The organism is Veillonella sp. 3_1_44, assembly GCF_000163715.1.
Classification (GTDB): domain Bacteria; phylum Bacillota; class Negativicutes; order Veillonellales; family Veillonellaceae; genus Veillonella; species Veillonella parvula_A.
The window spans coordinates 453995-476498 of sequence record NZ_GG770201.1 but is presented as its reverse complement, the minus strand read 5'-3'; the positions used below and the strand labels follow the sequence as shown (position 1 = coordinate 476498).

The 22504-nt window shown below is 36.3% G+C and carries 21 protein-coding genes and 3 tRNA genes; 5 read left to right on the top strand and 19 right to left on the bottom strand.

The genetic code is table 11. The features are described from left to right. The first annotated feature begins 70 nt into the window (after positions 1–70). The 5 genes from HMPREF0873_RS08925 (at position 71) to xerC (ending at position 6725) form a co-directional block, all read left to right on the top strand. On the top strand, positions 71–250 hold the full coding sequence (locus tag HMPREF0873_RS08925; RefSeq protein WP_008715666.1) for a helix-turn-helix domain-containing protein: 180 nt from the start codon (positions 71–73) through the stop codon (positions 248–250). A 485-nt stretch (positions 251–735) separates the two neighbouring features. Next, positions 736–1032, top strand: coding sequence for a hypothetical protein (locus HMPREF0873_RS08920; protein WP_008715664.1), 297 nt, complete (start codon positions 736–738; stop codon positions 1030–1032). A 4-nt stretch (positions 1033–1036) separates the two neighbouring features. Continuing rightward, positions 1037–2953, top strand: a complete 1917-nt coding sequence (locus HMPREF0873_RS08915; RefSeq protein ID WP_008715661.1) for a type IV secretory system conjugative DNA transfer family protein — start codon at positions 1037–1039, stop codon at positions 2951–2953. Between the two features lie 6 nt (positions 2954–2959). After that, the gene (mobF, locus tag HMPREF0873_RS08910) at positions 2960–5545 is read left to right on the top strand and encodes a MobF family relaxase (RefSeq protein WP_008715658.1); all 2586 of its coding nucleotides are present in this window, start codon (positions 2960–2962) and stop codon (positions 5543–5545) included. Next, positions 5514–6725 (top strand): tyrosine recombinase XerC, encoded by a 1212-nt coding sequence (xerC, locus tag HMPREF0873_RS08905; protein WP_008715655.1) that lies wholly within the window; start codon positions 5514–5516, stop codon positions 6723–6725. The genes mobF and xerC overlap by 32 nt, the downstream gene beginning before the upstream one ends. 17 nt (positions 6726–6742) lie before the next feature. Here xerC and HMPREF0873_RS08900 read toward each other — a convergent pair whose 3' ends face one another. The 19 genes from HMPREF0873_RS08900 to HMPREF0873_RS08810 all read right to left on the bottom strand — a co-directional run bounded on the left by HMPREF0873_RS08900 (position 6743) and on the right by HMPREF0873_RS08810 (position 22503). Continuing rightward, positions 6743–7843 (bottom strand): hypothetical protein, encoded by a 1101-nt coding sequence (locus tag HMPREF0873_RS08900; RefSeq protein ID WP_156778346.1) that lies wholly within the window; start codon positions 7841–7843, stop codon positions 6743–6745. Then, the gene (locus tag HMPREF0873_RS08895; RefSeq protein ID WP_008715653.1) at positions 7818–9308 is read right to left on the bottom strand and encodes a DUF5677 domain-containing protein; all 1491 of its coding nucleotides are present in this window, start codon (positions 9306–9308) and stop codon (positions 7818–7820) included. Before HMPREF0873_RS08895 ends, HMPREF0873_RS08900 begins: the two co-directional genes overlap by 26 nt. Positions 9309–9394: 86 nt before the next feature. Then, a tRNA-Arg gene (locus HMPREF0873_RS08890) sits at positions 9395–9471 on the bottom strand. A 101-nt stretch (positions 9472–9572) separates the two neighbouring features. After that, positions 9573–9646, bottom strand: a tRNA-Gly gene (locus HMPREF0873_RS08885). A gap of 10 nt (positions 9647–9656) precedes the next feature. Further along, positions 9657–9733, bottom strand: a tRNA-Pro gene (locus tag HMPREF0873_RS08880). 380 nt (positions 9734–10113) lie between these two features. Continuing rightward, a complete protein-coding gene (locus HMPREF0873_RS08875) occupies positions 10114–11319 on the bottom strand; it encodes an NADP-dependent malic enzyme (RefSeq protein WP_004693580.1) in 1206 nt (401 codons plus the stop codon). Positions 11320–11607: 288 nt separating this feature from the next. Beyond that, positions 11608–12390, bottom strand: a complete 783-nt coding sequence (speD, locus tag HMPREF0873_RS08870; RefSeq protein WP_008715652.1) for an adenosylmethionine decarboxylase — start codon at positions 12388–12390, stop codon at positions 11608–11610. A 77-nt stretch (positions 12391–12467) separates the two neighbouring features. Further along, complete coding sequence (locus HMPREF0873_RS08865) at positions 12468–12965, bottom strand: metallophosphoesterase (RefSeq protein ID WP_004693585.1); 498 nt, start codon at positions 12963–12965, stop codon at positions 12468–12470. A 66-nt stretch (positions 12966–13031) separates the two neighbouring features. Then, a complete protein-coding gene (locus tag HMPREF0873_RS08860) occupies positions 13032–13607 on the bottom strand; it encodes an XTP/dITP diphosphatase (RefSeq protein ID WP_004693587.1) in 576 nt (191 codons plus the stop codon). A gap of 1 nt (position 13608) precedes the next feature. Further along, positions 13609–14364 carry a ribonuclease PH gene (gene rph, locus HMPREF0873_RS08855; RefSeq protein ID WP_038125833.1) on the bottom strand — a complete coding sequence of 252 codons (756 nt, stop codon included), beginning with the start codon at positions 14362–14364 and terminating at the stop codon, positions 13609–13611. A gap of 163 nt (positions 14365–14527) precedes the next feature. After that, positions 14528–15946, bottom strand: a complete 1419-nt coding sequence (locus HMPREF0873_RS08850) for a histone deacetylase (protein WP_038125832.1) — start codon at positions 15944–15946, stop codon at positions 14528–14530. Then, entirely contained in the window at positions 15936–17648 is a 1713-nt protein-coding gene (locus HMPREF0873_RS08845) for a hydantoinase/oxoprolinase family protein (protein ID WP_004698327.1), read from the bottom strand. The genes HMPREF0873_RS08850 and HMPREF0873_RS08845 overlap by 11 nt, the downstream gene beginning before the upstream one ends. 195 nt (positions 17649–17843) lie before the next feature. After that, the gene (locus HMPREF0873_RS08840) at positions 17844–18494 is read right to left on the bottom strand and encodes a coenzyme F420-0:L-glutamate ligase (protein ID WP_004698361.1); all 651 of its coding nucleotides are present in this window, start codon (positions 18492–18494) and stop codon (positions 17844–17846) included. A 12-nt stretch (positions 18495–18506) separates the two neighbouring features. Next, positions 18507–19046 (bottom strand): hypothetical protein, encoded by a 540-nt coding sequence (locus tag HMPREF0873_RS08835; RefSeq protein WP_004698324.1) that lies wholly within the window; start codon positions 19044–19046, stop codon positions 18507–18509. Between the two features lie 12 nt (positions 19047–19058). Further along, complete coding sequence (murI, locus tag HMPREF0873_RS08830) at positions 19059–19862, bottom strand: glutamate racemase (RefSeq protein ID WP_004698316.1); 804 nt, start codon at positions 19860–19862, stop codon at positions 19059–19061. Next, positions 19855–20274, bottom strand: coding sequence for a thioesterase family protein (locus HMPREF0873_RS08825; RefSeq protein WP_008715645.1), 420 nt, complete (start codon positions 20272–20274; stop codon positions 19855–19857). Before HMPREF0873_RS08825 ends, murI begins: the two co-directional genes overlap by 8 nt. 116 nt (positions 20275–20390) lie before the next feature. Then, on the bottom strand, positions 20391–20735 hold the full coding sequence (locus HMPREF0873_RS08820) for a YkvA family protein (protein WP_004693603.1): 345 nt from the start codon (positions 20733–20735) through the stop codon (positions 20391–20393). Positions 20736–20757: 22 nt separating this feature from the next. Further along, on the bottom strand, positions 20758–21609 hold the full coding sequence (locus HMPREF0873_RS08815) for a late embryogenesis abundant protein (protein WP_008715643.1): 852 nt from the start codon (positions 21607–21609) through the stop codon (positions 20758–20760). A 126-nt stretch (positions 21610–21735) separates the two neighbouring features. Next, the gene (locus tag HMPREF0873_RS08810) at positions 21736–22503 is read right to left on the bottom strand and encodes an SDR family NAD(P)-dependent oxidoreductase (protein WP_008715641.1); all 768 of its coding nucleotides are present in this window, start codon (positions 22501–22503) and stop codon (positions 21736–21738) included. Position 22504 lies beyond the last annotated feature (1 nt).

Sequence of the window (22504 nt, the reverse complement as noted above, 5' to 3'; positions counted from 1 at the left end):
TGAGTGGTTAAATTTCCTATTATTTAATTATATCGAATTATCTATCTTTACACAATGAGAGGTGATTAGAATGAAACTCTACACTGTACGCGAAGCTGCTGAGGAATACTTTGCAAAAAATGTAAGTATGAGTCATATTTACAATCTAATTAAAACTAAAAACTTAAATTGTATTCATATTGGTCATAAAATACTAATCCCAGAAAATGCTTTAGACGAGTATTGTAAAGCTAATTTTAATATTCAATAAGGATACCCAATTGTATGCAAACAAATCCAGATTATTCTCAACAAAAACGTAAATATTTTCCTATTGAACTTCCTAATGGAAAAATTAAATATGTTCGAGATCGAACAAGCTTTAGAGAAAAACACAAATTAAATACCACTTTAAATCTATGCAGCGAGAGGCGCTAGAGGCTAAAATACAAGTCTTTAGTGTCTCTTTTTTATTACAAAATATAACAAATTTATTTCTACATTAATGTAAAAAACTAGGTATATAGGAATAGACCTATAGATAAGCTAATTACTACCCGCTTATCTATAGGGACTATTCATTTAAAATAGTCTCCAATATCCCTAGCTGGTATGTATCAACATACCTATTAATAGCACAGAAAAAATCTACCACTATTAACAATATATGCCTTCGCATGCAGTGCGTATGGTGTATGAAGTAGATTAGGCACTATCTACTCTACTATTCCCCTCTAAAACACAAAGGAGACCTTTATGGCAAATACAGATCTAAATGAATCTATTAAAATCTATTGTACATCACAATTAAAACGACAAATTAAAAATATTGCAGCTTTAGAGAATAAAAGTATATCAAGTTATATCACAAGTCTAATTGACCAACATTTTCAACAAAATGCTTGTATAGATTCAGACTTCTATAACTCTTTAAATGAAAATCTAGATCGACTTGAGGTCTTAACATTAAGCCTATTTAAAGGATTGTATGAATTATACCGTGCCGAAGACAAATTCGAAGAAATCTGCTCTACAATTTATAGAAAGGACTAATAAAATGACGAATATTAACAATAATATTGCTTTTAAAGAACTCAAAAGAGGAAAAATTACGTTTACCATCTGGAAAAAATATCTAAGAAATATATTAATAGGCCTATTCCTTCTTCAAGCAATTGCATCTACAGGACTATTTTATGGTTTTCTATATCAATCAGAAAATATCATATCCACTCAAAATATTTATGTTACAAAAGAAGTAGCCTTAAATTATATTAACCCTATAAAGCCAGATACTTATAAAACTCAAATCGGTCAATTTATTGCAAGCCATAAATTCGATTTTGAAGTAAATCCAAACAATAAAATTCCATTCAAAAATTATAAAGAAGTAATCGACCATTTAACTAATAATCAGCTTTATATTTTAAAAGAGAATTACCAAAAATACTGGCTAATAACACTTTTATTAAGCTTAGGGATATCACTATATTGGAATTATAGTCAATATCTAAAAGATACAGCTGTATCAAAAAAAGCACTCCATAAGCGTGGTATGCAATTATTATCTCAAAAGCAAATTAGTTTATATACCAAAAATAAACCTCATGTTTTATCTATTGGAAATATAAATATCCCAACGGATACCGAATGTAAACATATTCTTGTCTTTGGTGCTAGTGGCTCTGGTAAATCTGTATTGCTCAGTCAGTTTCTTAATCAAATTAATACATATAGCCAAAAATATAATGATAAGCGCCATTATATTATTACAGATGTAAAACCTGAGTTCGTAGGCAAATTTGCAAAACCCGATGACTACATTTTTTGCCCTTTTGATAAACGTAGTATTAGTTGGTCAATATTTAATGATATTGATGATATTTCAGATTATGATACATTCGCCTCTATCCTATTTGAACAGGAAGGTGCAAAAGATCCATTCTGGGGATTAGCTGCGGGTGCTATATTTGCAGACGGCTTAAAGTATCTTGATTTACAGGGGCGTAAAACAAACCATGATATTCTAGATTTTTTTAAACAGTCTACAGAATATCTAACAGAAGCTATTAACTCCCTACCACCAACACTAATAACATCTAAGCAGTACTTAAACGCTCCAGATAATACCTTTGCCTCTATACTTGCAACTCTTGCAAGCGGTCTAAAGCCTTTCATGCACTTAAAAGATTCAACCGATAATAATGCTGCATTTTCCTTTAAACAATACATTAGAGAGGAATATCAACGAACAAATGGAACCATACCAAACTTATATTTATTAGTTCCTGCTAACCGTCAACGAATCATGGCCCCATTATTATCACTAGTCATGGATATTATGATTAACGAAGCACTCACTTTACCTGAAAGCCAAAATTGTAGACTGTATTTTATTATTGATGAAATTGGTAGCGTCAACAAAATTCAATTACTACCTGATTTAATTACAAAAGGTAGAAGTTATGGCATTAGTATTCTTGCTTTAACGCAAGATCCTGGTTTATTAAGAGAAAAATATGGTCCACAAGTAATGCAATCCTTCTTAAATAACTTTGGTACGCAAATAGTATTACGGATTAACGATGCAGCTACTGCAAAAGAACTGGCAGATAACTTTGGTGTAGAGGAGATTATTGAATACAAAGAATCAATTCAACTACCTCAAAAAGGTAGTCCTATCCCCTCTATTACCCAAGATACAACAACTAAATCACTTATTCTCCCGAGCCAACTTCAGTCGCTACCACCATTTAAAGGCTATGGAAAGATATTAGGTTTTAATCCTTTTAATTTAGTAATTCCTCAATTGTTCTTTAGTGAAAATCCCGATATAAAACACTTTGACCCTATTGATAGAAAAACAATAAATTCATTTAAGCCAAATATGCACCCCCATAGAATAAAGTTTAATGAATATAAAGAACATCGTTATGGGGAAGATTTAATTAACAAGTATAAAAAAGGAGAATAATCTGCTATGGTTACAACTTCCAATGTGTCCACCATTCAAGCAGGACAATACTATAATAAAGATGATTATTATAGTCGCACAATTACGCAGGAGGACTTTTGGTTTGGTAAAGGATTGTTATCCCCTATAGGAGATGATATTCCGAATCCATATAAAAGTACTATAACACCTTTATCGCAAGATAATTACGAACAAAAAGTAAATACATTAAAAGAAGAATTGACAGCTGATGCAAAAAAATTAGCAATAGATTTAACCTTCTCTCCACCTAAATCTATCTCAATTGCAATGTTAAATCCTGCATTAAAATATGATCTTCTAGATGCACATAATCAAGCGGTTAAAAATGTATTAACCTTCGTCGAATCTAATTATGTGGTATGGCGCAAACATACCAATAAAGATAATCGAACAGAAAATATAAAAACTAAAAATGCTTTATTTGCGTGTTTACAACATAGGGTATCTAGAGAACAAGATCCGCAATTACACACCCATTGCTTACTTTTTAGAAAAACAATGATAAATGGCAAAATTATGACAATTGAGGACCGATTTATTCACTCAAACCAATACCTTTTTTCTTTAATGTATGACAATGAATTATCTAAAGCCTTACAAGAAAAAAGGATTCCCCTTCGAGAATCCATGAGCAAAGATCAGAAAAACATACATTTTGAAATTGAAGGTATAAACGATACTCTAATTGAATATTTTTCAAAAAGAAAATATCAAATCCAAGATTATCAAGCTAATAACGGATTTTCTGATACATGGGATGGCGCACACGCTGCAGGTCTGGCCTCACGTAGGCCAAAACCACCAGAAGATCTCATAACTTTAGAAAAAGAATGGCGTACATCTATTAATAGTTTAGGCGGTTTTGTAATAAATAAATCTACACAAAACAAGGATGTATCAAGACCTTTAAAAATCAATGATATATTAAAAAAATCCATTGATCATCTACAAGAAAAGTCCTATGCATTTTCTAAGTCAGACCTAATGATTGAAGTATATAAACAAGGTATAATGCTTGGCATAACTGTATCAGAATTTGAAAATATATTTGAACACCACTTACAAAGTGCTTTAATACAAGTTGGTTTTCGTCAACTAAATAATGAGATATATTATACAACTCCCAAAAACTTGGCTCGTGCCAAGTATATTGATTCACTCCTTTTAGGCCCCAAAATTGAAAATTATAGCACCTTAGACCAGAATGATGCGAATACAAAAATTGATATACTTTCCAATAATCTCAAACTATCTCAAGGTTGGGAGCTTTCAAAAGGGCAAAAAGAGGCTATCAATTTAATGTTATCATCTTCTAACAAATATATTGCCGTAGAAGGTATAGCAGGTTCCGGTAAAACAACTATGCTTGAACAAGCTAAACTACTATACGAATCTCAAGGAGTTAATGTAATAGGTATGGCATTTACTGGAAAAGCAGCAGAGGCCATGGAATCAGAAGCAGCAATTTCATCCCAAACTATTCATAAATATCTAAATCACCTTTCACCCACTACGCCTCACAACTCCTGGGATTTTTCATCTGTAAAAAAATCTGAAATACCAGAAGTCTGGATAGTGGATGAAAGCTCTATGTTAACAGATCATCTACTAAGCAATATTCTAGAAGCCTCTGAAAAAAGAAATGCTAAAGTAGTCTTTCTCGGTGACCCAAACCAATTACTTCCAATTGGTACAGGTAATGCATTTGCTAGAATGACTAGAAAAGATAATGAACAAGTACCTACAGTTCGTATGAGGGAAATCAATCGTCAAGAAGAAGGTTCTACTCTTAGAAAAACAGTAGAAGCTTTATCTGGCAAATTTAAAAATATAGAAAAAAAATCTCCCCTATCTTATATTGATGACAGTATTAAAGAAATTCCACAACGACAATATCGCTTGAATTCTGTAATTCATGAATACTGTAATTATACAGCTGAGCAACAAGATAAAAGTGCTATTTTAGTAGCTCGCAATAATGATCGTAACGAACTTAATTCTGAAATTCATAAAAGACTTGTAGAAAAAGGTACCCTAAAAAATGAAAATTTACTAACTAGCATCAATCAGTATGGTATAGAAAGTTCTAAGCCTTATGCCATTGGCGAGAAAGTAATTTTCACTAAAAACGACTATAAACTCAAAGATACTAATGGGGAAACAATAGGAATAAAAAATGGTCAACTTGGTAAAATCATAAATATCAATGGACCTAAAGTTACCGTACAAACCAATACAAATCAAAATGTAATATTTGATACAAGAGAATACAAACATTTTGATTATGGATATGCAATGACTACATTCAAGGCACAAGGTATTACTGTTGATAATGCACTAATTGTACATGATAGTACGCAAAAAAACTCCAATACTCGCAATAAAATTTACGTAGATGTAAGCCGTGCTAAAAAAAGCGTAAAAATTTTTACTGATGATAAGGAAGCTCTAGGCAAACAAGCTAAACGCTTCCAACAAAAGATTACTTCATCAACTTTCACGCCATACATTGCTAAAGGCAAAGAAAGGAAAACTATACATGTCTCAAAAGAAAAATCTAAGGAGATCTAATGGAGAAGGCACATTCTTTCAAAGCCAGGGAAAATGGCGAGGCCAATTTAGTATTACTAAAGATAATAAGCTAATTCGCCGTGCTTTCTCTGGAAACTCAAAATTAGAAGTATATAAATTAGGAAAACAATGGATAGAGGCTACACAACAAAATACTTCTATTTTCTCATCTAAAAATACAAAGCTAAAAGACCTCTGTAACTACTGGCTACAGGATGTAAAAAAAGTTAGTGTAAAACCTAAAACATTTCAGAAATATGACTCTACACTGAGGCTATATATACTTCCCCTTTTAGGTGAAATAAAAATAACTTCAATTACACCACAACAAGTACAAACAGTCCTAAATAATTGGAGTAATGGAACATTGAAAGGTAAAAAAGGCCATATTATATCTTCTAGTACTATACGCTGTACTAGGCGTTATCTTTCAGAACTATTTGAATATGCAGTAAATATCGGTTTATTGCTAAAAAATCCTATTAAATTAACTAAACCACCTAGATTAATAACTACGGAAATTCATACTTTATCACTCGATGAGATTCATCAACTTACAAGCATAATGAAACAACAAGTCAGTAATAATATATCCTCACCTTATAGGATTAATTATTACGCATCCTATATCGCAATGAAAATTGCCTTAGGCACAGGAATGCGGCTAGGTGAAGTATTTGGACTATGCTGGGACTGTGTAGATTTAATACATGGACATATATCAGTACGACGAACAATACAAACAGGTACTAAAGGGCAAATATTTCAAGATACAAAGACAAAAACTTCTCGTCGTTGTATCCCTATCAGCCAAGAATTACAAAGTGAATTGACTACTTATAAAGAATTCCAATCCAATTATGCCAAAGAATTAGGAGATAAATGGACTGATTCCTATGGAGTTGTTATCTCAGGTACCTTTGGAAAAATTCTATCAACAAGCAATTTCAAATCTAGATATTTTATACCAATATTAAAACAACTAAACTTAGAACATATAACATTTCATGATCTCCGCCATACCCATGCTACACTTCTACTATCTCAGAAAATAAATCCTAAAATAGTGCAAGAAAGACTAGGCCATTCTACAATTACATTAACCTTAGATACATATTCACACTTAGTACCTGATATCCAGAAAGAAGCAGTTAAAGCATTAGATAATTTAGGCATATAACCCTTCCCTTTCAAAAATTAATTAGCCTCTTCATTAATTTTTGAATATAAAGTTGCTAAATTATTATCCACTACTTTTTTTATATCTTTCAAGTCCATCATCTCAATCAAATCAAGATTTATGTCTAGCGTACTTATAATATCTAAGTATTGTTTTAAAGAGATCTTTTCTACAATCGATCTATCAAATGCCAGATAGATTAAATGACAATAAATTGCATGTTTAAAAAGCATTTTATCTGCACTGATTTCATTTTCCAAATGTTGATAGCAAAGCGAACTGTAGTAATAAAATGCGGACTTTGATCTTATGTAAGGTATAATTTTATATTCTTCTGATAGTAAAAAAATATCAATTGCCTGTATCAAATAACCTATTATTGAAAATAAAAATACAGATTTATAATCTTTGACTTCACAAAAATGTCTTAGGAAGGGTACTTTGGAGCTATAGCTAATAAGTCCTTCCATTCGCGCTTCAAACGTATCCTCCTTTACATCCTCATTAAATAAAAGAATTCCATCTAGCGATTCAGGTCTTAGATGGTTCTTTATGTCTACAATTGTAATACATGTTTTCTCATATACTTCAATTGATTCTATATCCGTAAATAAACTCAAGAATAATTGTTCTGCTAATGAATTAATTTCACTAGAGCCCTCTGTCCTATTATTTTCCCTAACAGGTAATAACCAAATGGGCCGTTCTTCCAATTCTAATAATTTGATGTTATCACTGATAAGAAATGAAACATGCTCAATCATAGTTTGAGTATTAATTTTCTCATGACTAGACAATCTTAGAGTCGTATCGCACATTTTAGCTAAAGGGTCATCCATTATATGAATTTTTCCTTGAGCTAAAAAAGGATAGTGTTCAAGACCATCAACATCTAAATAATCTGCTGCAGTATAAAGATAGGCACTATAACTTTCAAGTTGATAGTTTAAAAAAATATCTACTAGAGTTTCATGTTTCTTCCAAAATATGAGAATAGAATCTAAAATATTTTCTACATAATCCGGATTCCTAGTAAGAGAATCCTCAATTTTAAGTAATAATATCTTATATTCATCCTGAATTTGATTAAGCCTATCCATTAACTGATTTGGGATCAAATTTATTCACCTCAACTAATAATTTATCAGGAATTCCATATTCTTCATTAAGAACATTCACAATATGATGCATTAGCAATACACAATCATTCCACACAGATGTTAAGTTATCATGTTGCTCTATAGAAGGTATACAGTGATATTGATGTGCAGGATTATCACATTTTACAAAAGAGCTCTCTCTAACACTCCCCCAAAAGCCATGCTCATAAGATGTAAGATATTCATAATAAGTGGCATAAAGATCTGCTAAGCCTGTGATTTCTGCCTTCTTCCTAATATTAGTATCGTCAAAATAGTTTGTGTTTATATCTAAAAACTCAGGCCTAAAAAACTCTTCAACTAGAATATTTAAATATTTTAAAGGAATATGAGTACCTTCACCTTCTGGCATATTGATTTTATCTTTATTCACTTCACATACTAGTTTATACTTTCCTAAACCATATAACTGGTAATCCCTCCAGATATTATCGTGATTATTCGCCTCATGAATTAAATACTTCATTATGATAAGTATTTCAAATAGTCCCCGAACTGAACTTCTTCCAGATATGCTATTATCTAAATCATGTTTATATACCTCATAAAATCGATTATATGCAAATACAGCTAACCCCAAAAGCACTGTCATTTTTTCATCTAAAATTAGAACATCTTGTTTGATTGAAATAAAGTAATCAAAGATATTTTGAAAAGCCTCAACACACTGGTCTTTATTCAAATTCTGCTCATCTACTTCGCTAAGATTAACTGAAAACAACTTGCATGTTGACATACAACTTAAATCCTCCCAAAATTTATTCAAATATACTAAATTACTTTTATCCATAGATTGAAAAATACCAAACATCGAACGAACAAGAGGTCGAATTGTGTGCATTTTTTCATTCTCATGAGATAACCTCGCATAATCGTTCAAATCATCAATTATATGTTCCTGCCACTTCATGACATTATTCTTATTACATATTGAGCGGAAAAATAAAACAATATATTTTATATCAGTAGTCATATTTGTTTGACTCCCCATACATTCTTGCATTATTTGTTCTATTTTTGATAAGCGTTTTTCAATACTCATCTTATTATAAAAATTACCATTAAACGTTGGATAGTCATGTATATCAAAAATGAGCGTTAATGGCTCAAGCGTATTATCACCAACAAATAATTGAATCTGATTGAATAATTTCTGCTGATTTTCTACTGATTCAGCAAGAAGTGTAGAAAACCTACAATCTTCAATTTTAGGATTTATAGCTTTCCAGTATTTCAAAATTCTAACAGACTGATTAATTCCCTCTATTCGCCCTAATTTATCAAGAATTAAAGCTAACCAAATATATTCAGGGAGTTGTCCATATGTCCAACTTTTTTCAGTTTCTAGCGGATTTGCAATTTCATTCCATACAGATTGAAAAATTCCCTTTTTCCATGTATATCCAGATAATTTAGGTTTCATGATTCTTCACCTCCAAAACTACTAATGTAACTACTAATCGGATACAAAAAAACGAGCCTTCATTTCTGAAAACTCGCTTATTTACTTGGTGATCCAGGAGGGATTCGAACCCCCGACCCACGGCTTAGAAGGCCGTTGCTCTATCCAACTGAGCTACTGAACCATGTGGATTCCCTATATAATTATCTATTATAGTATAAATTATGTACTATGTATCGTCAACTACACCCTATCTTAGTATACCCTAAAAAAGGCAAAAAAAAATGGAGCGGGTGAAGGGAATCGAACCCTCGCGACCAGCTTGGAAGGCTGGGGCTCTACCATTGAGCTACACCCGCAAATAAAAAATGGTCGGAGCAGCAGGATTCGAACCTGCGACCCCCTGGTCCCAAGCCAGGTGCGCTACCAAACTGCGCTATGCCCCGTCATTAATTACTTTGCTATTATAGCAAACCCGGTAGTTGATGTCAACCACTACTCTTGCTGAGTTCTTACTCTTTCAAGTATCGCTCTGCAACGAAAATTATTATATCATTGATAGAAACTAGTGACAAGTACTTTTTTACAACTTCATTAATTTTTTTACTGATACATTAATACATTCTTTAATATATATCTATCCTTACTTCTATTATCCTATACGCCTACGCCTCTATATCATTTTAATCTATAGATTATTCGCCCTAATAGTATAAAGCCAATCATATACTTAATCGATCATATAAAAACATGCACCCCTTTCGAGGTGCATGTTGTATTGTTCTATGGTTATATAAGATTATAAAATGCTAGTAAAGCAAATAATTTAACCTTCGTAGCTGCCATCTTCTATTGCTTGAGGATTTTTAGCAATACCTTGTTTTACAGCAACTTCAGCAACTGCTTTAGCAACAGCTGGAGCTACGCGAGGATCGAATACGGATGGCATTACGTTTTCTTCGTTCAATTCACTATCAGGAATCAAGTGAGCCAAAGCGTCAGCAGCAGCTAATTTCATTTCGTCAGTGATTTGAGACGCACGAACATCGATAGCACCGCGGAATACGCCTGGGAATACTGCTACGTTGTTGATTTGGTTAGGAGCATCGGAACGACCTGTACCAGCAACACGGATACCAGCAGCTTTCATATCAGCATATGTTGCTTCTGGATTAGGGTTAGCCATTGCAAATACAATTGCATCGTCAGCTAAGCTTTCCAAAATTTCTTTTGTGAAAGCACCCGCTGCAGATACACCAAGAAGAATATCAGCACCTTTAGCATTTTCAGCCAAATCGCCATGTTTTTCTTCAAGTTTAAGTAAATCGATTAATTCAGCTTGTAAAGAGTCAAGACGTTTGTAGTCTTTATGCAATACGCCAGAGGATACCAACAATGTAATATCACGAGCACCTGCAAGGTATAATAAGCGAGCAATATTAGCACCCGCCGCACCAGCACCGTTTACAACGATTTTAGCAGTAGCTAAATCCTTTTTAACCAAACGAAGAGCGCCTTTTACACCAGCTAAGCATGCGATAGCAGTACCGTGTTGGTCATCGTGGAATACAGGAATTTCTAACTCTGCTTTCAAACGATTTTCAACTTCATAACATTTAGGAGAGGAAATATCTTCCAAATTAATACCAGCAAAGTTTTTTTGCAACAATTTTACTGTATTGATCAAGGTATCAGCATCTTTTGTATCTACAACCAACGGAATGCAGTCTACATCACCGAATTTTTTGAACAATAAGGATTTACCTTCCATTACAGGCAATGCTGCTGCAGCGCCAATATCACCAAGGCCAAGTACACGAGTACCGTCAGATACAACGGCAACCATGTTGGAACGGCAAGTTAATTCGAAGGATTCTGCTTCATTATCTTTAATACGCAAACATGGTTCTGCTACACCTGGTGTGTAAGCTACAGATAAATCATGAGCGTCTTTTAATTCATATTTTGTTCCTACAGTAAGGAAACCTTTTAATTCACGTTTTTTTTGTACAGCTAATTCACGTACGTCCATAACAATTCTCCTTTGTGGATACACTCGGACTCTTTAGAGTCGGTAATTTATACCTTTAACTAATTGTATTATACAAAATGCTAAATCATAATTCAAGTTTTTTCGATATAGTTTTTCGATTTTTTTAAAAACAACTATCATTAAGCTCCCGTAGTAATAAAGATTAAGCTCCAGTAGTAATAAAGTAAATTATAAAAAAGTAGATAAACCATATAAGGCTTATCTACTTCAAGTCTATCTTCGTATTATACGATAAAAGCTGTCACAACAATGTTATAAAAGCTGTCTTTAAGCTTTTACAGATGGCAAATTGCGTCCATAGAAGATTTCCATCATTTCTTGTTTTAATTGATGTTTAATTTGCTTGATTTCACGATCGCTCAACTCTGACTCAGTAATGCCAAAAAGATAATTATCTAAATCAAATTCTTTTAACATCATCTTTGTATGGAAAATATTTTCTTGATATACATTTACATCAATCATGTTGTACATGTTGCGAGTTTTTGCACTGATGTAATTTTGAATAGAATTGATGCGATGATCAATATAAATTTTCTTACCAGACACGTCCCGAGTAAAGCCACGTACATGATAATCCAAGGTAAGAATATCAGAGTCAAAACTTTGAATTAAGTAATTCAGTGCATTTAGCGGAGAGATTTGTCCACATGTAGACACTTCAATGTCGGCACGGAATGTACTAATCCCTTTGTGCGGATGGCTTTCAGGATACGTATGTACAGTAAGATGCGATTTATCTAAATGCATAACTACATCTTCTTTTTCAATTTCCTCTTCAGAAATTAAAATCGTAACAGAAGCACCTTGTGGATCATAATCTTGTTTCGCTACATTAAGGATATTGGCGCCGATGATATGGCTAACTTCCGTCAAAATAGCCGTTAAACGATCCGCATTGTATACTTCATCAATGTACTGAATGTATTGTTTTTTCTCTTCTTCCGTACGAGTATAACAAATATCATAAATATTAAAACTCAATGTTTTCGTGAGATTGTTAAAACCATATAACTTCATTTTAGGCTTTGCTTTAACTGGTGTATCCATGATATGTCATAACCCTTTCCATGCATAGACTTACTATTCCTTTTGAAAGTTTCAAAACCGAAGCTTTCACCATATAACTAAACAATATCTTGTTTATACACAAACTCTACATCAAACTGTCCATTATCGTAGGTAACGATGGCAAAAGTACCACCGGAGCGATCACGAGCCAAAGAAATACTGCCAGGATTTACAAATACCGCATCACGGGCACGAACCTCACCATGATGATGGCTATGACCGGACACGATGAGTCGCGCACCCATGTCAGTTCCTAACTCAATCAGTTTTTGTATTCGATTATAATATGATACCTCATGACCATGAGTCATGTAAATATAGGTATCTTCAAGAGGAATTAATTGCTCTCGTGGTTCAAGCGGTTGCACACGGTCGTTGTTCCCACGCACAGCATATACAGGAATATCCGTATGTTCCTGCATATAACGTGCGTCATCTCCAAAATCGCCAGCGTGAAGCCACATATCAATGTCTTGATCAGCGGTAGCAGCCAAGACGAGGTCGATATCCTCTAGATACCCATGAGTATCACTTAAAATGCCAATTCGTTTCATTGTATTTAATCTCTAATGCCACTATATTATATATTTATATGAACTATACCATATAGTTCAGAAATATCAAAGCTTGTTAATTAATTCACGTAGTGCACGGCCACGATGACTAATCGTTTCCTTCTCTTCTATACTTAGCTCTGCCATCGTCTTTTTAAACTCAGGCACATAGAAGTACGGATCATAGCCAAAGCCATTCTCCCCTTTTGGCTCATCTTGAACGAGTCCATCACAATAGCCTTCCGCAGTAACTTCTCGGCCATCAGGATAAACAAGCGCTAAAGCGCATACATAATGACCTGTACGGTTACTTTTCCCTTGTAGTTCACGAATTAACTTCTCGTTGTTTGCATTGTCATCACCATGACGACCTGCATAACGCGCAGAATATACACCTGGTGCACCATTGAGGACATCAACCGTAATGCCAGAATCATCAGCAAGGCATGGGCGATTCGTAGCCTTCGCATAGTAGCGAGCCTTCAACAGAGCATTTTCCATAAAGGTTGTACCAGTTTCCTCAGGCTCCTCAATGGAAATCACAGCTTTTACAGGTACACAATCAATAGATAAATGGGAAAAGGCCTCGGAAAACTCACGAATTTTTCCTTTATTGCCTGTAGCAAGCACAATTTGTTCCATTTTATACCTCCGGAGCTGTAGGATACTCTTTACCTACTTTATCTGCTGTCGCACCAAGTACTTCACGTTGTTTAGCCATAAGCTCATCTGTAGCAGCCTCTGCTAAATCAAGTAAAGCGTTGAGCTCATCACGATTAAATATACCGTGTTCACCTGTACCTTGTACTTCAACCATATTACCAGAACCGGTACGGACTACATTCATATCTACAATGGCGGCACTATCCTCTTCGTAACAAAGGTCCGTAATGGGACCTTCAGGACCAATGCCTACGGAGATGGCTGCACAGAAGTCAGTAATTGGAAATTTGCCAGTTCCGCCAAAGGTGAAGTCCACCGCATCAACGAGGGCTACAAAGGCACCTGTAATAGATGCTGTTCGTGTACCGCCATCCGCTTGAATCACATCGCAGTCGATAGTGATAGAACGTTCTCCTAATGCTTCAAGGTCTACAACAGCACGCAATGCACGACCGATAAGGCGTTGAATTTCTATAGTCCGTCCTGTTTGTTTTCCCTTTGCAGCCTCACGGCTCACGCGAGTTTGCGTAGAACGTGGCAATAATGAGTATTCCGCAGTTACCCATCCTTGCCCAGAACCTTTTAGCCAGCGTGGCACAGAATCTTCAACAGTAGCTGTACAGATAACCTTGGTCTTACCACACTCAATAAGTACAGAACCTTCTGCAAACTCTGTAAAATTCCGTGTTATTTTAATAGGTCGCAATTGACCCGCTGTTCTATTATCGCTGCGCATAGGAACCTCGCCATTCTAAAACTAAATATTAGAACGCCCCTTACACAAAGGGGCGTTATTTCTTATATTATATCATAGTTTTTCTATTTTTCAGCATTATGAATCATATTATAATTTACGATTCTAACATGATAACTCGCATTATTATTTACGGAGATTAACATTATAATTCATATTGTCCGTCACCGAGTGGATCTACCACAACGTAACGGCTGGCTCCCCCTTCTGCTTTAGCTCGTTTTGCTTCTACAATAGCATCTTGACGCGTCCCTTCATCTGCTTGCCAAGGGATGAACATAGCATATACGCTTTGCGGCCCATACGGGCCGTATTGTCCTCGTGAAAGCACGCTATGCCAGCCTACCTTGTCTTCGTACATGCGCACCCTTTCAAGGCGCTCCTCTTGTACGCCCGTTTCATCGTAATACACATTGTAACGATTTGACCAAATATCACCTACACCAGCACGTTCTTCTTCTGCTATACGATATCGATTAGCCCATTGTACCTTCCACTTAGCGATAAGCTCATCTATATAATTTGTTACACTTTGACTTTGCTTATATTTAACAGGGTCAAAGGCAGGTTCTACGACCTTACTGTAATCAAGGCCTGCCATGGATAAAATGATACCTGTATTCACGTATGGTAATGCTTCCTGTACGGAATAGCCTCCTTCTAAGACTGCTATATCTGCTTGTAATAAATCGACTAGCTCTGCATAGCCCTTTGCAGTTACCTGCATATTAGCCAACGGATCACTAAAGTGATTATCTTGCCCAGCCGAATTAATGACAATATCTGGATCAAACTCTTCAAGGATAGGCAATACAAGCTCACGCATGACCTTCATCAAGCCTTCGTCACCGGTACCTGGCGGTAGTGGAATATCTATATTACCACCGATGGCCTGAGGTCCACCAAATTCATCCATAAATCCTGTGCCAGGATATAAAGTACGTCCATCTTGATGGAAGCTAATATACAACGTATCAGGATCATGGTAAAACACATCTTGAGAACCATCACCATGGTGTACATCGGTATCTACTACGGCAACGCGTTTGATTCCATAAGTTTGACGTATGTGTTGAATCATAACGGCTTCAATATTAATCGTACAGAAGCCACGAATACCATGAACCATAGCCATCGCATGGTGACCTGGTGGTCTTACTAACGCAAAGGCACGATCTACTTCACCACGTATGACCGCATCAGCTGCCGCAATAGCACCTCCAGCAGATACACGATGGGCTTCCGTCACCCAAGACTCTAAATCTGGAGCGCCAACGTGAACTCGCTCTATTGTATCCCAATCCGCTACTATTGGATTATATTCTCTAATATTGGGTATATCTAATAAACCTTCCTCTACGATTTGATCTCGCGTATAGAGTAAACGCTCTTGTCGTTCAGGATGTGTTTCAGAAATTTTCCAGTCAAAAGCAGGGAAAAAGACAAGGCCTAAACTGTGATGATATTTAGCTTTATTAATAGTAGAGCTCGTAGCCTCATCCTGTTTAGTATCCATATTCAGAATACCATGACGCTCTCGATAGGATAGTCCTTTATTCCACATAGTGTTTCACCCCCGCCGCCAGTTGTACTTTCACAGTAATTAAACGCTCCATAGATTGCCATCCCTCTACTACAGGGAAATCCTCAATGCTAATGACCTCGATTTCTTGCGCCGTATCTAAACCTAAACGTAAAGCCTCTTCACTAAGAGCCTCCTTAGCTCGTTCTACAACTTGTTCCGCTCGTTTTAAAGTACAATTTTGCTGTTTAATACCTAATTCCGGAATGACAAGTAAACGACGTTTTGTATCTACATGGACAGTGAGTTCGATGGTAGATAAAGCTAGTGCAGCGCCTATAGCATTTGCTACGGCTGCATTTTCTGGAATCGTAATAGGTAAATCCATATATTCTCCAATGCTCACTCCGAGACTTGGCGCCGTGCCTCCTACTACAACAATATGTTCAGGCACAAATATATCAGGATTTACAATATCTGCCACCACATAAATAGGGCGTTTGTTCTCAACCGTTATGACCTCATCTACGCCACGTTGAATCGTTTCCAACGCATTTTGTAGGATTAGTCTTGCTACATCAGAGGCGGTCTTAATAAGAGTTAGTTGATTATTTGAAGTATTTATATTATTAGATTGCAACGCAGCCTGTATAGCATCCGCTAAATCTTGTAAAACTCGTGATGCTAGATTAAAGTCGCCATAGTTCGCGTGACCGAGCACGATAAGTGCATCTCCCAAGGTAGGTTCTACACCACCTAGAGCTACCGATGGTCCCACTCGTTCAGGACCTACGGTAAGATTACCATTTTTAAAGCGAACTACAGATTCCCCACCAATGCCGACCGAGGTAACGGCAAAGGATCGCACTGCACTTGGATACTCACGGATAGATACACCATTTTTTGTCATCAATGGTCTACCATGCTTCCAGAGGGATATATCCGTTGTAGTACCTCCAATATCTAGAGCCACTGTATGCTGATTACCTATAACGCCGAGAGCAGATAGCCCAAGAACTGTTGCGGCAGGACCTGTAAAGGCGGTCTCTACTGGGCGACTCACCATGTGTTCTATTGGAAGAGAGCCTCCATCTGCTTTTAAAATGTGAAGTGGGGCCACTATATTCCGTGCACTGAGAGCATCTTCAACATTTTTCTTAAACACCGTAAATACTGGTGTTACAGCGCTATTAAAATAAGCGCTAATAGTACGCCGAGGGAAATTTAAAGAACCACTTAATAAACTACCATTAGAAATTACATGATATGTGTTTTTCAATTCTTCTGTTATAGATAGTTCTTCTTGAGGATTCCGCACCCCAAATTTAGCGGACACAGCAGCCAAATCAGTACCACTACGTGCTTGAACCATGTTGGCTATACCACGTACAGCATCAGCAGGGGTATGCTCTACAACGATACCTCTATGATCTGTATAACCTTGAAGGTATATAGGTTTCACAGGGAATATATCATCTACATTACGGCCTGGACCTGTAACCACATAGAGATCTACTACTTGCTCCTTCTCTTCTACGATGGTATTCGTCACTACGGTAGTAGATAAGGTTACTTGTTCAATATTTGATGTATCATAACCCTCCAAAACCGCATCTAAGGCCTCACCTATACCATTCATTAGATTATCCTTTGTAGTCCGCCTCTTGGCAGTTGCCACTACACGATGGCCATCAATGATAACAGCATCGGTAAAAGTACCACCTACGTCTAACCCTAGTAACATATAACCTCCTTATTAGTATTAATAAAGAATCTATACAAACTCAAAACAGAGTAAAGAAAACTCTATTTAAGCTAGCATATAATCTCTATTTGAACTAATATGCAATTCCTATTCAACCCTGCGTATAGTTCGTATTCAATCTCATTATATATAAAAAAGCTGTACCCATCTCTATGTGATGAGTACAGCCTTCTGTTATTTACCAGATACAGATGCGTAATTTTTGATGATAACAATCGGAGTCATTTGGCTATCATTACCAAATGGATTATCAATCAACAATTGTGCAATTTTCTTAGCGTCAATGCCACGACTTGTACCTAAAATAGCGGACCGTTTCAAGTCATTAACGTCAGCTACAACGGCACCATAACAACCAGTGCGAGATACAATTTTCTCAGCCACTTTATCAGGATCCTTTGGACCAAATACAATATGCTTATCAAATGGAGGCATAGTCCCCGTTACATCATCGGTTAAGGATGCAGCACGAGCAATTGCATAGAACACGCCAGGTTTACGGAAAATTTTAGCAATAGCACCTAAAATAAAAGCACCTAACACCTTCCATTTACCGTCCAAATTCATAGCCGATTGCATACCATAAATAGATGCCATGGAGCCATCTGGATGAATAAAACGATTAATTAAACGAGCTTGCCAGCATACATCTAGCTCTTCAGGACGTGTAAAACGGCCTTGCGTAATAGCCACTACAGATTCAGCAACGCATACGATATCTTCAGGTCCAATATTATGACCGCCAAATTCAACGATAGCATCAACGATGTCATCATTATCTGTAAGAATACGTGTTGGCACACATACTAACTCTAATTCTGCCATTGTTATGCCTCCTTATTGAACCATTGCTGCTTGAACTTCTTCAGCAGTCAAACGAATACGCTGTTTATCGATATGATAGTCTGTCCGACCTACGATTTGGTAGTAAATATCGATGTCCATATAAGGGAAGCCCTTAATATCTTCACGAATATTACCAGTTTTACCTGTTAATGTAACATATACACGAATTGTGCCACCTTTGCGTGGTTTGATAATTATAGCTTCAAAGTATCCATCTTGACGCGGACGATTAATATCCATAGCCCAGGCATTTACCTTAATAGCATCAAAATGTTCTTCTGGTAATAATGGACGTGGAAATAAGTCCATTATTGTGCCTAATTGGCGCCCTTTATTTACAAATGGTATATCACAGAACAACGTAATGGACTCAAAATTACGATCAGATACTTGAAAGTTCGTTGCTCGTTTCGCTAATAAGACAATATTTTCATTACCTTGTTTCAATACAAACAAACGGAATAATAAGTACAGAGCTGCAACAGCCACAATAATAGCTATTACTGCACTGAGGATGTTATAAAACCACATAGGGTATCTCCTTTATAATGTAATATGTTCAATGGTACGACGGCTTGTATCAAGAAAGGATGCACTCAATGCATCACCAAGTTCGACATCCTTTGTAAAACACAATGTCACGGTGCCTACAGTATCTTGAGGATTGAAAAGATTTTTACTCTCAAGTCTGTGACGAACCAATTCACTTGTTTCAAAAGCAGGATCAATGAACTGAATGCGACATGACGTTAGTTCCTCTAGTAAAGGTTGTACAAATGGGAAATGAGTACAGCCCAAAACGACTACCTCAATTTCTCGAGATAATAAAGGTTCTAAATAATCCTTGCATACTTCACGAACAAAGTAATCATCTAAATGACCTTGTTCAATAAGCCCCGCCAACTCTGGACAAGGTTGTTCCCAAACCAAAACCTCATGATCAACTTCTAAAGCCACATGCTTATGAATATGACTATTTACAGTGGCTACGGTTGCCATAATACCGATAGTCTTGCTTTTACTTTTATTAATGGCTGTTTTCACACCTTGTGATACACCAATAACTGGCACAGATACAAGTTCACGTACCGCATCAAGAGCCACAACGGTGAAGGTGTTACAGGCAATCACCATCAACTTAACAGGCTGCTTTTCTAGCGTCTCCGCAATACGACACGCCAAATAAGTGATTTCATCATCGCTGCGATTACCTACAGGATTATTCGCATTATCACCGATATAGATGAAATCTTCGTTAGGAAATTGTTCTTGTAACACCTTTAACACAGATAATCCGCCTACACCAGAGTCAAATACACCGATAGGCAATTGTTGTACATTACTCATGCGGCATCTCCTCAACAGCTGCTAACATAGGCAGATAAAAAGTATCGTCTAATCGCACAATCTTTCCTGTTGATTTTGACATAAAAGCGTTCTTAGTTTCTCCCGTAGCAAGTAACGCTCCATCACTAGCACGGCGCATGCGATAGCGAAACACCATTTGAGCCCTTGTCATCTTAACCAAATACGTTTCGATGTGAAGTTCATCATCGAAATTCGCAGGTTCTTTATAATTGCAAGATACATTCATGATAGGAAATACAATATCCTCATTCATCATATCCCACAAAGTGACACCGATCTTACGAAGGAATTCAATGCGCGCCATTTCAAACCATCTAAAATGATTACTATGGTGAGCAATCCCCATCATATCAGTTTCATAAAATCGTACATTTACTGAAGCAATATGCATAAATTCTGTCCTTTTTAAATAGTATACAATTTTTATTCTATATCTATTACTTTAGTGTGTCAAATAAATAAAGGCAGTTCAATCACTGTGGATCAAACTGCCTAAAATGGTAAAAGTTAGCGACTGCTACCAAATGGAAAGAATTTTTTTGCCTCTTCTTGATGACTCGTTTTGATATAACGATTCGCAATCTTAAAGGCTAATCCGAGTACTGCCACATCATCTACCCAACCTAATACAGCAATCGCATCCGGCACAATATCAATAGGTAATACCAAATACCCTAAGGCACCTGCAATGACCGCTTTTACATATTTGGGAGTATCCTTGTCACGAAAACAAAGGAACAAGGTTACTGCTTGTTGTACAAAGGCAAGTTTCTTACCATATCGACCAAGAAACCCTAAAAATCTTGATTCGCTAAAATACTTACCATATTTAATAATATTAAATGGATTCATAGTAATAATAATCCTTCAGCGTTTATTTACGCAAACCGCCAATTTTTTCTTTCGCTGTATTAACAGTGTTTGTAGCAACATCTTTTGCTGTCTCTACGGCATCAGAAGCTTTAGTTTTTGCAGTTTCTACTGCTACTTGTGCAGAAGCTTTTGCCACTTCTACACCACCTTTTGCGAATTCTTTGGCTACTTCAATACCTTCTTTAGCAGAATCAATTTTTTCTTTCGCTGCATCAGAAACCTTTGCTACAACCTCTGCTGCGTTATCATGGATTTGGTATTTTGTTTCATTATTCCATTTATTAATGGCAGGTGTTACTTTTTCTTCGTAAACTTGCTTTAAAGATTCTTTAGCAAGACCTGTTTCATTAGCAATCCCAGCCCATACGTCACGTTGACCTTGAGTGAAAGGAATGCTAGCACTTGCATCACGAACGATTTCAGAAGCAATAGCTTTGCCATTTTCTAGGAATTCAGCAACCATCGGTTTATAACGTTCGATATCAGAAGGCATGCCATCTTGAATCCAAATATGTGCAATTTTACCAATAGCATAAGTTAAACCGATAGCTACAGGAACGCGAACAGCTTTAATTGGAATTAGAAGGGATACTGCAGCTGTACCTACAGCTGTGCTAAGACCACCTACTAAACCAACTACAGCACCTGCTTGCAATTCTACATCATAAAGATGAGCAATGCGAGTTACCATGTACGTAGCATTGGCGCACAAAGCGACACTGCTGAATTTAGAGGATAATGCCAATGCTGCCGCACGACCTGCCCCCCAGAAGATAAATTGTTCAACTTGATAGTCACGATCTTGAGATCCATCCGTAAGGGGCTCAAGTGTTACGCCATTATATTCTGCCATAAGTATTCTCCTTTGTTGTGAACCAACTATAGGTCTTATTATTAGTATTATTATACCATTCTATTGATAGAAGTGAAATGAATTTTTCTAATTATCCATATATAATAGCTTCTAATATTTTCTATATTACCAACTTGTGAGTCCTCCATCGATTGTCCAGGTTGCACCTGTCACAAAAGACGCCTTATTACTCAACAAAAATACAATTACTTCTCCAATTTCATGAGGCTTAGCAATACGACCTAATGGGTAATGTTGGCCCATTTCAGCCTTAGCAGCCGCCGCATCTTGGTGGGCATTAGCAATCTGTTTATCTACTAATGATGTATCTACATCACCAGGACACACACAGTTTACACGAACACTGTGAGGTGCCATTTCAAGGGATAGAGATTTTGTAAAGCTCACTACAGCTCCCTTTGACGCACCATATACAGAACAAGCTACATTACCTTGTAAACCCGCATCACTAGCAATCGTTACAATACTGCCCTTTGAAGACCGTAAATAGGGAAGCGCCGCTTGGCATAAGAATACAGTACCTTTTACATTGGTTCCAAACATTTCATCAAAAGCTGCCTCTGTAACATCAGCTAGTAACTCTTCTTCATAATAGCCTGCAGCTGTTACAAGAGCAGACACCCCACCAAATAAATCTACTGTTTCTTTTACAATTCGCTGACAGTCCTCAATTTTAGATACATCACCTTGAATATATTGCACCTTAGAGGAATAGCGACGTAGCTTAGTTTTAACCTTTTGACCAACTTTTTCATTTCGACCATTGATGACTACACACCAACCTTCTTTAAGTAAAAGCTTTGCCGTAGCAAATCCAATACCCGATGTACCACCACTAATCAAGGCCACTTGAACATCACTTTTATGAGGCATA

Coding starts and splice junctions, on each gene's coding strand:
- HMPREF0873_RS08925 (WP_008715666.1), top strand. CDS start 71: ATGAAACTCTACACTGTACGCGAAGCTGCTGAGGAATACTTTGCAAAA.
- HMPREF0873_RS08875 (WP_004693580.1), bottom strand. CDS start 11,319: ATGGACGTACGTGAATTAGCTGTACAAAAAAAACGTGAATTAAAAGGT.
- speD (WP_008715652.1), bottom strand. CDS start 12,390: ATGGATACACCAGTTAAAGCAAAGCCTAAAATGAAGTTATATGGTTTT.
- HMPREF0873_RS08915 (WP_008715661.1), top strand. CDS start 1,037: ATGACGAATATTAACAATAATATTGCTTTTAAAGAACTCAAAAGAGGA.
- xerC (WP_008715655.1), top strand. CDS start 5,514: ATGTCTCAAAAGAAAAATCTAAGGAGATCTAATGGAGAAGGCACATTC.
- HMPREF0873_RS08920 (WP_008715664.1), top strand. CDS start 736: ATGGCAAATACAGATCTAAATGAATCTATTAAAATCTATTGTACATCA.
- mobF (WP_008715658.1), top strand. CDS start 2,960: ATGGTTACAACTTCCAATGTGTCCACCATTCAAGCAGGACAATACTAT.
- HMPREF0873_RS08860 (WP_004693587.1), bottom strand. CDS start 13,607: ATGGAACAAATTGTGCTTGCTACAGGCAATAAAGGAAAAATTCGTGAG.
- murI (WP_004698316.1), bottom strand. CDS start 19,862: ATGAGTAATGTACAACAATTGCCTATCGGTGTATTTGACTCTGGTGTA.
- HMPREF0873_RS08850 (WP_038125832.1), bottom strand. CDS start 15,946: ATGTGGAATAAAGGACTATCCTATCGAGAGCGTCATGGTATTCTGAAT.
- HMPREF0873_RS08815 (WP_008715643.1), bottom strand. CDS start 21,609: ATGGCAGAATATAATGGCGTAACACTTGAGCCCCTTACGGATGGATCT.
- HMPREF0873_RS08820 (WP_004693603.1), bottom strand. CDS start 20,735: ATGAATCCATTTAATATTATTAAATATGGTAAGTATTTTAGCGAATCA.
- HMPREF0873_RS08825 (WP_008715645.1), bottom strand. CDS start 20,274: ATGCATATTGCTTCAGTAAATGTACGATTTTATGAAACTGATATGATG.
- HMPREF0873_RS08845 (WP_004698327.1), bottom strand. CDS start 17,648: ATGTTACTAGGGTTAGACGTAGGTGGTACTTTTACCGATGCTGTTATC.
- HMPREF0873_RS08840 (WP_004698361.1), bottom strand. CDS start 18,494: ATGGCAGAATTAGAGTTAGTATGTGTGCCAACACGTATTCTTACAGAT.
- HMPREF0873_RS08865 (WP_004693585.1), bottom strand. CDS start 12,965: ATGAAACGAATTGGCATTTTAAGTGATACTCATGGGTATCTAGAGGAT.
- HMPREF0873_RS08895 (WP_008715653.1), bottom strand. CDS start 9,308: ATGAAACCTAAATTATCTGGATATACATGGAAAAAGGGAATTTTTCAA.
- HMPREF0873_RS08810 (WP_008715641.1), bottom strand. CDS start 22,503: ATGCCTCATAAAAGTGATGTTCAAGTGGCCTTGATTAGTGGTGGTACA.
- rph (WP_038125833.1), bottom strand. CDS start 14,364: ATGCGCAGCGATAATAGAACAGCGGGTCAATTGCGACCTATTAAAATA.
- HMPREF0873_RS08835 (WP_004698324.1), bottom strand. CDS start 19,046: ATGTGGTTTTATAACATCCTCAGTGCAGTAATAGCTATTATTGTGGCT.